A 13,213-nucleotide genomic window follows, 5' to 3' on the forward strand; every position below is an offset into this window, starting at 1 on the left:
ACCGGAAGACGTCCATGGCCGACAGCAAGAGCATCCTCATCACCGGCGGCGCCGGGTATCTCGGCTCCATCATGGTTCCGGCTCTGCTGGACGCCGGACACAGGGTCACGGTGCTGGACAGCTTCCTGTTCCGGCAAGCGCCGCTGGCCCATGTCTGCGCGCATCCGAATTTCGACATTGTTCGTGGCGACGCCCGCAACGAAGAAACCTTGCGCCCCCTGGTCGCCAAGGCTGACGTGGTGATTCCACTGGCGGCGCTGGTCGGCGCGCCGATGTGCGACGCCGACATCTTGGCGGCGACCAGCACCAACCGCGACGCGGTGCTGACCCTGATCCGGCTGCTGTCGAAAGACCAACGCATCATGATGCCGGTGACGAATTCCGGTTATGGCATCGGCGAAAAGGGGAAATTCTGCACCGAAGACACGCCGCTGCGCCCGATCTCGCTTTATGGACGGACCAAGGTGGAGGCGGAAACGGCGGTGTTGGAGCGCGGCAACTCCATTTCCTTCCGTCTGGCGACGGTGTTCGGCATGGCCCCGCGCATGCGGGTCGATCTGCTGGTCAACGACTTCGTCTATCGCGCCATTCATGACCGCGCGGTCGTGCTGTTCGAGCCGCATTTCAAGCGCAATTACATCCACATCCGCGACGTCGCTCGCGCCTTCCTGCACGGGTTGGACAAGTTTGAGACGATGAAGGATCGGCCCTACAACGTCGGCCTGTCGGACGCCAACCTGTCGAAATGGGAATTGTGCGAGGTCATCGTCCGGCATCTGCCGAAATTCGTGTTTCTGGAGGCCCCCATCGGCGAGGATCCGGACAAGCGTGACTACATCGTGTCGAACGAGCGGATTGAGGCGACCGGCTACAAGCCCGCCTTTTCGCTGGACGACGGGATCCAGGAGTTGATGAAGGGATACCGCATGCTGCGCAACAGCCAGCATGGCAATGTCTGACCACCAACGCGCGGCGTCTGCATCGAACAAAGGCCCCTTCCGCCCATGACCAACCCCACCGATGGCCGCATCGACCTCGTGCTTGTTCATCCCGGTGGGCGCAAGCAGGTCTATCAGACCCTGGCCGATGACTTGACGGCGGTCGAGCCGCCGCTCTGGTGCCGGTTGATCGCTGATTATTGCCGGACGCGGGGCCACCGGGTCGCCATCATCGACAGCGAGGCGGACTCGCTCGACCCGGCGGCGGTGGCGCTGCGCATTGCGGAGTTGGATCCCCGGCTCGTGGCTCTGGTCGTCTATGGGCATCAACCGTCGGCGTCCACCCAGTCGCTTCCGGCGGCGGGCGCGGTGGCTCGCGCGGTGAAGGACGCCGCGCCGCATCGTCCGATCATCCTGATCGGCGGGCACGCCGCAGCCTTGCCGGAGCGCACCTTGCGTGAGGAGGCGGTGGATTTCGTCGCGACCGGCGAGGGGCCGGTGACGGTGGACGCCTTGCTGCGCGCCCTGCCGACCGATCTTGTGGACGTCATCGCCGACGTTCCTGGATTGGCGTTCTGGCAGGACACGGAAGGGGGCGAGCGTGTGGTCCGGCGCAGCGCTCCGGCTCCCTTGGTCGAGGATCTGGACGGCGCTTTGTCGGGCGACGCCTGGGACCTGTTGCCGATGGACAAGTATCGGGCGCACAATTGGCAGTGTTTTGGCGATATGGACCGGCGGATGCCCTACGCGTCGATCTACACGACGCTCGGCTGTCCCTACAAATGCAGTTTTTGCTGCATCAACGCGCCTTTCGGCAAGAACGGCTACCGTTTCCGCAGCCCGGCGTCGGTGATCTCCGAGATTGATATCCTGATCGAGCGCTATGGCGTGCGCACCTTCAAGATCGTTGATGAGATGTTCGTGCTGAACGAGCGCCACGTCACCGCGATCTGCGAAGCGTTGATTCCGCGCAACGAGGCGCTGGGCGGCGCGCTGAATTTCTGGGCCTACGCGCGGGTGGACACGGTCAAACCGGCGATGCTGGCGATGCTGCGCCGGGCTGGCGTTCGCTGGTTGGCGCTGGGCATCGAATCGGGCAGCAAGCATGTGCGCGACGGCGCCAAGAAAGCGCTGCGGTCTGAAGACATCGTCGGCATTGTCCGGGCGATCCAAGAGGCTGGCATCAACGTCATCGGCAACTACATCTTTGGGCTGCCCGACGATGATCTGGACTCGATGCGTGAAACTTTGGATCTCGCCAAGGAATTGAACTGCGAGTTCGCCAATTTTTACTCAGCCATGGCTTATCCAGGCTCGCCACTCTACAATCAGGCTCTGGAAAAAGAGTGGGATTTGCCGGAAAGCTGGAGCGGCTATTCGCAGCACAGCTATGATTGCAAACCGCTGGCGACGGAGAAGCTGTCGGCGGCGGATGTTTTGCGGTTCCGCGATGCGGCTTTTACCGAATATTTCACCAATCCGCGCTATCTGAAGATGGTCGATCAACGTTTCGGCGACGCCACCAGCCGTCACATTCGGTCGATGACCCGGCACACGCTTCGTCGTAAGCTGCTGGACGAGGATGATGCTTTGCAGGAAAGGGCGATCGGTTGAGGTCTGAAGACGCTCTTGCCAACATTGACGTGGCGGTGCTGGCCGGTGGGCTGGGCACCCGCATCCGGGGTGTGTTGGGTGACACGCCGAAGGTTCTGGCTCCGGTGGCCGGGCGGGCCTTTCTTGGCCATCTGCTGGATTATTTATCGACCTATGGCGCGCGCCGGGTGGTTTTGTGCCTGGGGCATTTGGCCGACCGGGTGACGGCGTGGCTGGCGCGCGGCGATTCCGCCGGCGCCATGGATGTGGTGTGCCAGATTGAACCGCGTCCCCTCGGCACCGCCGGGGCGCTGGGCTATGTCCGCAAGGAATTGCGGTCGAGCATGGTTCTGGTGGTCAACGGCGACACCTTTCTCGACGCCGATTTGCGTGCCTTCGTCGCCTCTCACCGTTTGTCGGGGGCTGAAGCGTCGGTGTTGTGCGTCAGCGTGGACGACGCCGCCCGTTATGGCCGGGTGGAGATCGGGCCGGACAGCCGCATCCGCCGCTTTGTCGAAAAGGCGCCGGGCAGCGGCACCATCAACGCCGGGGTCTATCTGTTTTCCGCCGCCTTCCTCGACCGGATCATCGCCGAGGGCGCCGTGTCGCTGGAGCGCGACGTGCTGGAAAAGGCCCCGCCGGGCAGCCTGCACGCCCATGTGGCGAAGGCTCGTTTCATCGACATCGGCACGCCGGAAAGTCTGGCGGCGGCGGGCGGCGTGATCGTCGGGAGAGACGCGTGATCATCAGCCGCACCCCGTTTCGCGTCTCGCTGTTCGGGGGCGGCACCGATCTGCCGCAATGGTACAACCGCCATGGCGGCGCGGTGATCGGCGGGGCCATCGACAAATATTGTTACATCAGTTTGCGCGCTCTGCCGCCCTTCTTCGCGCACAAGCACCGCATCGTCTATTCCAACATCGAGCAGGTGCGCGAGATCGAGGAGATCAAGCACCCGTCGGTGCGCGCCTGCCTGTCGGAAATGGGCATCGAAAGCGGGCTGGAGATCCATCATGACGGCGATCTTCCGGCGCGGTCGGGCTTGGGATCCTCCTCCTCCTTCACCGTTGGCCTGCTGAACGCGCTGCACGCCTATCGCGGCCATATGGCCAGCAAGCAGGAGTTGGCCGAGGAGGCCATCCGCATCGAGCAGGAGGTGATCGGCGAGAATGTCGGGTCGCAGGATCAGATTTGGGCGGCTTATGGCGGGCTGAACCGCATTGATTTCCAGCCCGACGGCGCCATCGACGTGACCCCGCTCATCATTGATCGGGACCGACGCGACGCGCTCCAAAGTCATTTCGTCCTCTATTTCACCGGCCTGTCCCGCTTCGCCTCGACCATCGAGGGGGAGAAGATCGCCAACCTTGACAAGCGCGAGGCGCAGTTGCACGCGCTGCGCGGCATGGTGGACGAGGCGGCGGCGATGCTGAACGACCCCCAGCGCGACCTGTGCGACTTGGGTCGGCTGCTGCACGACGGTTGGATGCTCAAGCGTGAGTTGTCGGCCAACGTGTCGAACGGCGCCATCGACGAGCTGTATCAGGCGGCGCTGTCGGCGGGGGCCTTGGGCGGCAAGCTGTTGGGGGCTGGCGGCGGCGGCTTCCTTCTGCTGTTCATCCCGCCCGAACGGCAAGCGGCGGTGCGGGAGCGCCTGAAGGATTTTATCGCCGTAGCCTTCCGTTTCGACAGCGGCGGCAGCAAGATCGTCGTCTATGAACCCACTGATTTCGAGCGCCGCCGCCGCGCCTGACGCTTGCGTTGGAACCGGCGGCGATGCTGTTGAGAGGGAATTCTCCGTGTCCATCGTCCAAGACGCTCAAGACCCCGCTGTGGCCCAAGACCTTGCCGTGATCGAACGCCTTTACCGCGCGCTGCGCCTGACACGATTGGTGGAAGACGAGGTGGCGCGCGTTTACCCGACCGACGTCATCAAAAGCCCGGTGCATCTGTCCATCGGGCAGGAGTTCATTTCGGTCGGCGTCTGCGACGCGCTGGAGCCGCGCGACCATGTGTCGATCACCTACCGGGGCCACGCCGCCTACATCGCCAAGGGCGGCGACCTCAACGCCATGATCGCTGAGATGTACGGCAAGAAGGCGGGCTGCGGCCAGGGGCGCGGCGGGTCGATGCATCTGGTGGACATGAAAGCGGGGGTGATCGGCGCCTCGGCGGTGGTCGGCACCTCGATCCCGGTGGCGACCGGCTTCGCGCTCGCCGCCAAACGCAAGACGACCGGCGGGGTGGTCGCCTGCTTCATTGGCGACGGCGCGACCGAAGAGGGCTGCTTCGCCGAAAGCCTGAATTTCGCGGCGCTGCACAAGCTGCCGATCCTGTTCGTCTGCGAAAACAACGGCTACGCCATTCACGAGCCGCTGGCCAAGCGCTGGGCGACCGAGCGGCTGTGCGAGCGGGTGGCGACCTACGGCATTCCGACGACGAAGATCACCGACGGCGACGTCTTCGCCGTGCGCGACGCGGCGCGGTCGGCGGTGGCGGCGATGCGCGCCGGGCATGGCCCGGTCTTTCTGGAAGTGACCTGCTACCGCTGGCGCGAGCATGTCGGGCCGAACGAGGATTTCAACCAAGGCTACCGCCCGGCGTCGGAGATGACGCCCTGGGCGGAGCGCGACGAGGTGGCGCGGCTCGCCGGTTTGCTGCCGTCGGAGCGCGTCGCCGCCCTGGAGACGGAGATCACAGCCACCGTCGCCGCCGCCTTTGCCTTCGCCGAAACCAGCCCCTTCCCGGTGTCCGAGGATCTCTATGACCACGTCTATGCCTGAAGGGCGCCTGCTGCGCTACGTTGACGCTCTGCGCGAAGCGGTCGCGCAGGAAATGCGGCGCGATGGGGACGTCTTCGTCTTCGGCCTCGACGTGGACGACCACAAGTCGATTCAGGGTTCGACCGCCGGTCTGCTGGAGGAGTTCGGGCCGGAGCGCGTCTTCACCACGCCCTTGTCGGAAGACGCGATGACCGGCGTGGCCATCGGCGCGGCGATGGCCGGGATGCGCCCGATCCATGTCCACATCCGCATGGATTTCCTGCTGCTCTGCATGAACCAACTGGTCAACATCGGCGCGAAGGCGCGCGCCATGTATGGCGGGTCGGTCAAGGTGCCGCTGGTCGTCCGCTCCATGGTCGGCAAATCGTGGGGGCAGGGCGCCCAGCATTCCCAGGGCCTGCATTCGATGTTCATGCATGTGCCGGGGCTGAAGGTGGTGGCGCCCAGCAACGCGCACGACGTCAAGGGCTGCATGATCGCGGCGATCCGCGACGACAACCCGGTGATCTTCATGGAACACCGGCTGCTGTATCCGACCGAGGCCTATGTCCCGGAAACCCCGTATGAGGTTTTGCCGGGCAAGGCGCGGGTGGTGGCGCCGGGCGACGACGTGACGTTGGTCGGCATCTCCAACATGGTTCTGGAATGCCTGCGCGCGCGTGAATTGCTAGCCGAAATCGGCATCGGCGCGGAGGTGATCGACCCGATTTGGCTGACCCCGCTCGACATCGACACCATTGTGGAATCGGCCCGGCGCACCCGGCGTCTGGTGGTGGCTGACAATGGCTGGACCGCCTGCGGAGCCGGGGCGGAGATCGTCGCGGCGGTGTTGGAGCGGGTCGGGCCGGAGGGTGGAATCGCCGTCAAGCGCATCGGCTTCGCCGCCACCGCCTGCCCGCCGTCGCCGGTGCTGGAGGCCGCCTTCTACCCGAATCCCGGCACCGTCGCTTCGACCGTTCATGCGTTGGTTCGTCCCACGGCCCCCGCCTGGACTCCCGACCCGGAACGGACCAAACTCGCTCATCAGGTGCAGTTTCGCGGCCCCTTCTGACAGGGGAGCGGCTGCGCATTCGGACAAACGCCGATGGCCATCATCCTTGCCCGCGCCGACGCATCCCCCGAGATTGGAACGGGGCATGTGATGCGCTGCCTCGCGGTGGCCGAGGCGCTGCGCGACGATGGGCATGAGGTGCTGTTCGCCAGCGCCGAATCCACCCCGGCCATCGACCGGCGACTGACGGCGGAGGGTTTTCGCCGGATCGCCATCGCCGGGCCGGTGGGGGAGGCGGCGGATCTGGCGGCCACCCGCTCGGCCATGCGGCTGGAGCATTGTTCGGCGGTGATGCTGGACGGCTACCGCTTTGGCGAAGCCTACCGCGCCGGGTTGCAGGCGGCGCGGATCCGTGTGATGGCGTGGGATGATCTGGGCGACGGCGGCGCGCTGCACGCCGATCTTGTGGTCAACGCCGCGCCGCAGGCGCATCGGCTGCCCTATGACCGCATGGCGCCGGGGGCGGTTCTGCTGCTCGGCCCCGGCTACGCGCCGTTGCGGCGGGAGTTGCGATTGGCGGCGCGGGAAGCCCATAACGCCATCGCGGATCGTCCGGTGTTGCTGCTGACCTTCGGCGGGTCCGACCCGCTCGGGCTGACCGGGCCGCTGCTGACGGCGTTGGCGGCGCGACGGCCCGACGATTGCCGCTTGGTCGCCGTGGTTGGCGGCAGCAACCCGCGCGCGGCGGAGGTCGCCGCTTTGGCGGATCGTCTCGGGCCGGGCGTCGCCGTCCATGTCGATTGCCCACGCATGGGGGCGGTGATGGCCGAATCCGGGCTGGCGGTGTCGGCGGGCGGCGGAACGATGGGGGAGTTGGCGGCTCTGGCCGTGCCCACGTTGCTGGTGGTGACGGCGGACAATCAGGCCTTGGCCAGCCAGGACGCGGCGACGCTGGGCTGGTGCGACGCGCTGGACGCGCGCGGCGGCGACATGGTGGCGACCATCGCCGACGCCGCGCTGACGCTGTGGGCCGACCGCGCCCGCCGCCAGCGCATGGCGACGGCGGCGGGCGCGTTGCCGCTGGACGGCGAGGGGGCGATTCGCATCGCCCGCGCTCTAACCGCGCCCCGCGCCCGCGCGCAACCGCGCGTTCGCGCCTGACCGCGTTTTTCCGTCAGCTCACAACCCGCCAACTGCCGTCCGGCTGTTGGCAGGCGGTGCCGACGCCCTGCTGGGTCCGTCCGCCGACGACGATGCTGGTTTGATACTCCCGGCAGAGTTCGCCGCTTTGGCTGCGGCCATCGCGCACCGGGGTGTAGGTTCCGTAATTGCCGGTTTGCGGGTTGTTCCAACGGATGGTCTGGCCGGTCGGCGCGCCATAGGCGTTTTGGGCGGCTTGTTCCGCGTAGGTCTGATCGGCGCGGTCGAGCGACGCGCCCGCCGCGTTGCCCAGCGCGGCGCCCAGCAAGGTGCCAATGCCCACGGCGACCAGCTTGCCGCTGCCGCCGCCAAAGCGTGATCCGGCGACGCCGCCGACCACGCCGCCCAGAATGGTCCCGGCGGTCTGTTTGTTGGCGCTGACGCCGCCGAAGCTGTCGCCGCCGTAACCGGGTTGGGCGCAACCGGCCAGCGGCGCGGCCAACAGGCTGGCGGACAGGAGGGCGGCGAGAAGGGAACGGGCGCTCATGGTTGGCTCTTTGGTTGCGTGATGTGGATCGCTGTCACTGGGATGAACATGGCAGACCCGCAAATTGTTCCATCCGCGTGACGCCATCGGTTGCTCGCCCTTATGATCCGCCCAACGACAGGATGACGCAACAGGCGTCGACAAGAAACAGGTGGGGGAAACGCGATGCTGCCGACCGGCGACCGCTATGAAACGGTGCGCGATCACTTCGTGTGGCGCGTGCCAGCGCGTTACAACATTGGCGTCGACGTCTGCGACCGCTGGGCTAACGCCGACCCGCAGCGGTTGGCGCTGATCCACAAGCGCCGCGACGGTGGGGTGGAGGAGTACCGCTTCGCCGACATCCGCGCCCTGTCCAACCGCTTCGCCAACGTGTTGGCCACGCATGGGGTGGAACGGGGCGACCGGGTGGGCGTGCTGCTGCCGCAAGCGCCGGAAACCGCCATTTCCCACATCGCCGTTTACAAGATGGGGGGCGTCGCCGTGCCGCTCTTCGCCCTGTTCGGGGTCGAGGCGTTGGAATACCGGCTGGCCAATTGCGGGGCGCGGGCGGTGGTGACGGACACGGTGGGCGCGGCCAAGATCGCGGAGATCCGCCATCGCCTGCCCGACCTGCGCGCGGTTTTCGTGATCGACGCCGAAGCCGACGCTGACGGCGGCGGAACAGCGGACGGCTGCCTGGATTGGCACGGCCTGACCGACGCGGCGGCGGACGATTTCACCCCGGTGGACACGGCGGCGGACGATCCGGCGATCATCATCTACACCTCCGGCACCACCGGCCAACCCAAGGGGGCGCTGCACGCCCATCGCGTGCTGTTGGGCCATTTGCCGGGGGTGGAGATGTCCCACGATCTGTTTCCGCAGCCGGGCGACCGCATTTGGACGCCCGCCGATTGGGCGTGGATCGGCGGCTTGCTCGACGTGCTGCTGCCCGCTTGGCACCATGGCGTCACCGTGGTGTCCCATCGCTTTGAGAAGTTCGACGGCGAGCAGGCCTTCCGTCTGCTGGCGGAGTTCCAGGTCCGCAACAGTTTCCTGCCGCCGACGGCGTTGAAGATGATGCGGTCGGTCGTCGATCCGGCGTCGCGCCACGCCTACCGCCTGCGCTCGGTCGCCAGCGGCGGCGAGACGCTGGGGTCGGAACTGCTGGATTGGGGCCGCCAGACCTTCAGCGTGACGATCAACGAGTTTTACGGCCAGACCGAATGCAACATGCTGGTCTCTTCCGCCGCGACGCTGATGCCGTCGAAGCCGGGAATCATGGGGCGCCCGGCGCCCGGCCATGATGTGGCGGTGATCAACGAACGGGGCGAGCGGCTGCCGCCCGGCGCGTTGGGGTTGATCGCCGTGCGGCGGCCCGATCCGGTGATGTTTCTGGGCTATTGGAACAACCCGACGGCGACGGCGGCGAAATTCATCGGCGACTGGCTCGTCACCGGCGACCAGGGGGAGTTGGACGCCGACGGCTACATCCGCTTCGTCGGGCGGGACGACGACGTCATCACCTCGGCGGGCTACCGCATCGGCCCCGGTGAGATCGAGGATTGCCTGATTGGTCATCCCGCCGTGCGCATGGCCGCCGTGGTCGGCGTGCCCGACCCCCTGCGCACCGAAATCGTCAAGGCCTTCGTCGTGCTTCAGGACGGGGTGACGGCGGACGACGCCCTCGTCGCCTCGATCAAGGAGCATGTGAAAACCCGGTTGGCGGCGCATGAATACCCGCGCGCCATCGCTTTCCTCGACAGCCTGCCCATGACCACCACCGGCAAGATCATTCGCCGGGAACTGCGCGACCGGACATGATGACCGAACTTTTGCTGTTGACCGCCGCCTTTCTGGCCGGGGCGATGAACGCCGTCGCTGGTGGGGGAAGCTTTCTCACCTTGCCCGCCTTGATCTACGCGGGGGTGCCGCCGGTCGCCGCCAACGCGACCGGCACGGTGGCGTTGCTGCCCGGCTACGCCAGCGGGCTGTATGGCTACCGCCAAGACTTGACGCCGGTGGGCGAGGTTGGCTTGCCGTTGCTGGCTCTGGTCAGTCTGGCGGGCGGGTTGGCCGGGGCGGGGCTGTTGCTGGTGACGCCGGACGCGGTGTTTCGCGGCATCGTGCCGTGGCTGCTGCTGGCCGCCACCGGGCTGTTCGCCTTTGGCGGAGCGTTGGCCGCCCGTCTGCGCGCGGTCGGGTTGCACGGGCGCGGCGCGCTGCTCGGCACGCTGCTCGTCGTGTCGGTTTATGGCGGCTATTTCAACGGTGGGTTGGGGATTTTGCTGCTGGCGCAGTTGAGCCTGTTCGGCATGACCAACCTCAACGCCATGAACGGGCTGAAAAATCTGTTCTCCACCGTGCTGACGGCGATCGCCGTGGTCGCCTACGCGCTGGGCGGGGCGGTGGATTGGCCCAAGGCCGCGTTGATGGTGCTGGCGGCGGTGGCCGGGGGCTATGTCGGCGCGCGGCTGGGCCGCCGGATCCCGCAGCGCGTTCTGCGCGGCGGCATCATCGCCGTTGGCCTGACCATGAGCGCGTTGTTTTTCGCCAAGTGAACAAGGCCCCGCGTGAGGAAAGATGAAAAGTCGCGGCGCGCGGGGTAGAGTGCGCTCCCCTTCGTTTCCGCCGGTGCGCCCGCCATGCTGACCGTTTCCGATCTCGACCTGTTTTACGGCGACGCCCAGGCGCTCGACGGCGTGACGTTGGAGGTGGCGGAGGGATCGACCACGGCGATTGTCGGGGCGAACGGCGCGGGCAAGACGTCGCTCATCCGCACGGTGGCGGGGATTCTGAAACCGGCGCGCGGCAGCATCCAGTTCCGGGGCCGGGACATCGCGGGGCTGCCCAGTCACGTCGTGTGCGATCTCGGCATCGGGCAGGTGGCGGAGGGGCGGCAAATCTTCCCCAGCCTGAGCATCCGCGAGAATCTGGAGATGGGCGCGGTCATCCCGCGCGCCCGCGCCTCGGCCAAGCAGACCATGGAACGGGTTCTGGCCCTGTTCCCCCGCCTGTTGGAGCGGATGGATCAGGCCGCCGGAACTTTGTCGGGCGGCGAACAACAGATGCTGGCGATTGGCCGCTGTTTGATGGGAAAGCCCGACCTCATCATGTTCGACGAGCCGTCGCTGGGCCTGTCCCCCGCGCTGGTGCAGGAGCTGTTTCGCATCATCCGCGCTCTGGCGGCGGACGGCATGACGATCATTCTGGTTGAACAGAACGTCGCGGCCTCGCTCAAAATCGCCCAGCGCGCCTATGTTCTGGAAAATGGACGGGTGGCGCTGTCCGGCGCCGGCGCGGCGCTGCTCGACGACCCGGCGGTGAAACAGGCCTATCTCGGGCTGTAACCCCAACGGATATCCCAGACGGACCAGGGGCGGGAGTTCCGCCCCTGGTCGTCGGTTGTCAGCGGGGTTGTTGCGCCTCCAGCGCGTAGGACAGCAACCGCTCCACCGAGCGCGCGCGGTCGCCGGTTTCGGTGAAACGCGCCTTGGCGGCGGCGGATTGTTGGGCGCGCAGATCGGCGTCTTCAACCAGAGCGACCGCCCGGTCCAGGAACGCCTCGTCGTCAGCGACAATGAAGGCGGGACCGGCGACGCTGGCGACGTCGCCGCCGCCGCGCGTGACCACCGGCAGCCCCTCGGCCAACGCGAAGGCCGCGCTGCCGCCGCCGCCTTGGCGCGTCGGGTTCAGATAGGCCGTGACCACCCGGTAAAAAGCGCGGATATCGTCCACATGACCCAGAACGTCAACGCGGGCGGCGTTGCGCAGCGTGGCGACGCGGGTGGGCAGGCTCTCCACCGCGCCCGCGAAGGCGACCCGCGCGGTGGGAAGCCGATCCAACAGCGCGTCGATGCGGGTTAGGAAGTCCGGCCCGGCCTCTTGATCCAGGCGGTTGCCGACGACGACGAAGACCGGGACGCCCTCGTCCAGGCCAAAATCGCCGCGCGTCAGCGGCGCGCCGCCCTCGGGCAGGGTCCAGCCAAAGGAGAAGGGGCGGAAACGGTCCCGCACATCGTCGGGCCAGCCTTCCGCGCTGTCCTCCGGCCCCCAGCCCAAAATCAGCCGGGCGAGCGACGGCGGCAACCCGGTCGACGTCGGCAGGCAAACGACGGGCCGGGTGCGGGCGAACAGATCGGCGATGGCGTTGGAGCCGCCGAACGACACGATGACGTCGGGATCGAAGCCTTCAACCGCGTCGACGATGGCGTGCAGCTTGCTTTCGTCGAAATGCTTTTGCGGGAAGGACAGCATCCGCACCCGCGCGCCAAAGGCGGTGATGGTCTGGTCGCCGTCATACTCCTCGGTCACGTTGTAGCTGTATTCGGGAACGAAGCCATTTTCACCCGACACCGCCATGGCGTTGGGGTTGATGATGACAACCTCGCAGCCCTGCTCTTGAAGACGGCGGGCGTAGTCGAAGGCGTCCACCGTCGGCTGGTGGCCCTGGCCCAGCATCTGATTGGTGATGAGCGCCACGCGCTTGATCGAGTCGCGCGGTTGGGCGCGGCGCACCCGCACGGCGATGCCGTAACGCCGGGCGGTCTCTTCGACCAACAGACGGTAAAATCGACGGAAGGGGCCGCTGGTGAAAGCGCCGACGTCGCCAATGTGGCCTTCGCCCTGGAACAGCCGCATGGCCATGCCCCAATAGGCGTAATGGAGCGACGCCACGGAAAAGCGCAGGGGTTCGTCCAGCACCGCCTGAACCAGATTCTGGTAATGCGCGATGTCGCCCGTCAGCAGGAACAGCACGGAATGGCGGCGCATCACGTCGCCCATGCCATAGGTCGCGTCAACCTCCGCCGCCGCCGCTTTGCGGGTGTCGTCGTCGTAGCGGCGGATCAGATTGGCCAGCGCCCCGATGTTGGCCCAGCCCTCCCCCTGGTTGTTGAGCAGGGTCAGCGCGCGGGCGAAGCTGAGCGCGGCGTCGCGCGTCCGCCCGCAGGCGTGCAGGGCGTGGCCGAGGTTGGCGTGGAACAGGGCCGATCCGCCATCGCTGACCACGGCCTTGCCGATCAACTCCGCCGCTTCCGCCGCCTGTCCGCTTTGCAGAGCGATCACGCCCAGCAGATGCAGCGCGTCGGGGTGGCCGGGCGATGCGTCCAGCACATCGCGATACAGGCGCTGGGCCTCATCGGTGCGCCCGGCGCGGTGATGCTCGGTCGCGACGGCCAGCGTCTGTTCGATCATGTCCATGGTGACGTTCCTGTTGCCGGGTCGGTGGGACCCTAAG

General features: G+C 66.8%; 12 protein-coding genes. 10 read left to right on the forward strand and 2 right to left on the reverse strand.

Annotated features, from left to right (window positions below; all coding sequences use genetic code 11):
- Positions 1-14 precede the first annotated feature (14 nt).
- From D3877_RS26805 to pseG, 7 genes are read left to right on the forward strand one after another with little or no spacing between them, the layout of a single operon-like run.
- Positions 15-959 (forward strand): NAD-dependent epimerase/dehydratase family protein, encoded by a 945-nt coding sequence (locus tag D3877_RS26805; protein WP_119833853.1) that lies wholly within the window; start codon positions 15-17, stop codon positions 957-959.
- 45 nt (positions 960-1,004) lie between these two features.
- Complete coding sequence (locus D3877_RS26810) at positions 1,005-2,552, forward strand: B12-binding domain-containing radical SAM protein (protein WP_119833854.1); 1,548 nt, start codon at positions 1,005-1,007, stop codon at positions 2,550-2,552.
- The gene (locus D3877_RS26815) at positions 2,549-3,274 is read left to right on the forward strand and encodes a nucleotidyltransferase family protein (protein WP_119833855.1); all 726 of its coding nucleotides are present in this window, start codon (positions 2,549-2,551) and stop codon (positions 3,272-3,274) included. The genes D3877_RS26810 and D3877_RS26815 overlap by 4 nt, the downstream gene beginning before the upstream one ends.
- Positions 3,271-4,284, forward strand: coding sequence for a GHMP family kinase ATP-binding protein (locus D3877_RS26820; RefSeq protein WP_119833856.1), 1,014 nt, complete (start codon positions 3,271-3,273; stop codon positions 4,282-4,284). The genes D3877_RS26815 and D3877_RS26820 overlap by 4 nt, the downstream gene beginning before the upstream one ends.
- Positions 4,285-4,330: 46 nt before the next feature.
- Positions 4,331-5,314: a thiamine pyrophosphate-dependent dehydrogenase E1 component subunit alpha gene (locus D3877_RS26825; RefSeq protein WP_238475115.1), complete on the forward strand. Its 984-nt coding sequence runs from the start codon at positions 4,331-4,333 to the stop codon at positions 5,312-5,314.
- Positions 5,295-6,365 (forward strand): alpha-ketoacid dehydrogenase subunit beta, encoded by a 1,071-nt coding sequence (locus D3877_RS26830; protein WP_119833858.1) that lies wholly within the window; start codon positions 5,295-5,297, stop codon positions 6,363-6,365. Before D3877_RS26825 ends, D3877_RS26830 begins: the two co-directional genes overlap by 20 nt.
- A 33-nt stretch (positions 6,366-6,398) precedes the next feature.
- The gene (pseG, locus tag D3877_RS26835) at positions 6,399-7,466 is read left to right on the forward strand and encodes a UDP-2,4-diacetamido-2,4,6-trideoxy-beta-L-altropyranose hydrolase (RefSeq protein WP_119833859.1); all 1,068 of its coding nucleotides are present in this window, start codon (positions 6,399-6,401) and stop codon (positions 7,464-7,466) included.
- A gap of 13 nt (positions 7,467-7,479) precedes the next feature.
- On the opposite strand, the gene D3877_RS26840 is transcribed toward pseG, so the two are convergent.
- Positions 7,480-7,992, reverse strand: a complete 513-nt coding sequence (locus tag D3877_RS26840; RefSeq protein ID WP_119833860.1) for an RT0821/Lpp0805 family surface protein — start codon at positions 7,990-7,992, stop codon at positions 7,480-7,482.
- 165 nt (positions 7,993-8,157) lie between these two features.
- On the opposite strand from D3877_RS26840, the gene D3877_RS26845 reads away from it, so the two are divergent.
- The 3 genes from D3877_RS26845 (at position 8,158) to D3877_RS26855 (ending at position 11,324) form a co-directional block, all read left to right on the forward strand.
- Positions 8,158-9,798, forward strand: coding sequence for an acyl-CoA synthetase (locus tag D3877_RS26845; protein WP_119833861.1), 1,641 nt, complete (start codon positions 8,158-8,160; stop codon positions 9,796-9,798).
- Positions 9,798-10,535, forward strand: a complete 738-nt coding sequence (locus tag D3877_RS26850) for a sulfite exporter TauE/SafE family protein (RefSeq protein WP_119834057.1) — start codon at positions 9,798-9,800, stop codon at positions 10,533-10,535. The genes D3877_RS26845 and D3877_RS26850 overlap by 1 nt, the downstream gene beginning before the upstream one ends.
- Before the next feature lie 84 nt (positions 10,536-10,619).
- Positions 10,620-11,324 carry an ABC transporter ATP-binding protein gene (locus tag D3877_RS26855; RefSeq protein WP_119833862.1) on the forward strand — a complete coding sequence of 235 codons (705 nt, stop codon included), beginning with the start codon at positions 10,620-10,622 and terminating at the stop codon, positions 11,322-11,324.
- A gap of 58 nt (positions 11,325-11,382) precedes the next feature.
- Here the strand turns inward: D3877_RS26855 and D3877_RS26860 are convergent, their stop codons facing one another.
- A complete protein-coding gene (locus tag D3877_RS26860) occupies positions 11,383-13,176 on the reverse strand; it encodes a glycosyltransferase (protein ID WP_119833863.1) in 1,794 nt (597 codons plus the stop codon).
- Between the last annotated feature and the right edge of the window lie 37 nt (positions 13,177-13,213).

It is taken from the genome of Azospirillum cavernae, assembly GCF_003590795.1.
In the GTDB taxonomy this organism is placed as follows: Bacteria; Pseudomonadota; Alphaproteobacteria; order Azospirillales; family Azospirillaceae; genus Azospirillum; species Azospirillum cavernae.

Coding starts and splice junctions, on each gene's coding strand:
- D3877_RS26840 (WP_119833860.1), bottom strand. CDS start 7,992: ATGAGCGCCCGTTCCCTTCTCGCCGCCCTCCTGTCCGCCAGCCTGTTG.
- D3877_RS26805 (WP_119833853.1), top strand. CDS start 15: ATGGCCGACAGCAAGAGCATCCTCATCACCGGCGGCGCCGGGTATCTC.
- D3877_RS26810 (WP_119833854.1), top strand. CDS start 1,005: ATGACCAACCCCACCGATGGCCGCATCGACCTCGTGCTTGTTCATCCC.
- D3877_RS26845 (WP_119833861.1), top strand. CDS start 8,158: ATGCTGCCGACCGGCGACCGCTATGAAACGGTGCGCGATCACTTCGTG.
- pseG (WP_119833859.1), top strand. CDS start 6,399: ATGGCCATCATCCTTGCCCGCGCCGACGCATCCCCCGAGATTGGAACG.
- D3877_RS26855 (WP_119833862.1), top strand. CDS start 10,620: ATGCTGACCGTTTCCGATCTCGACCTGTTTTACGGCGACGCCCAGGCG.
- D3877_RS26860 (WP_119833863.1), bottom strand. CDS start 13,176: ATGGACATGATCGAACAGACGCTGGCCGTCGCGACCGAGCATCACCGC.
- D3877_RS26830 (WP_119833858.1), top strand. CDS start 5,295: ATGACCACGTCTATGCCTGAAGGGCGCCTGCTGCGCTACGTTGACGCT.
- D3877_RS26850 (WP_119834057.1), top strand. CDS start 9,798: ATGACCGAACTTTTGCTGTTGACCGCCGCCTTTCTGGCCGGGGCGATG.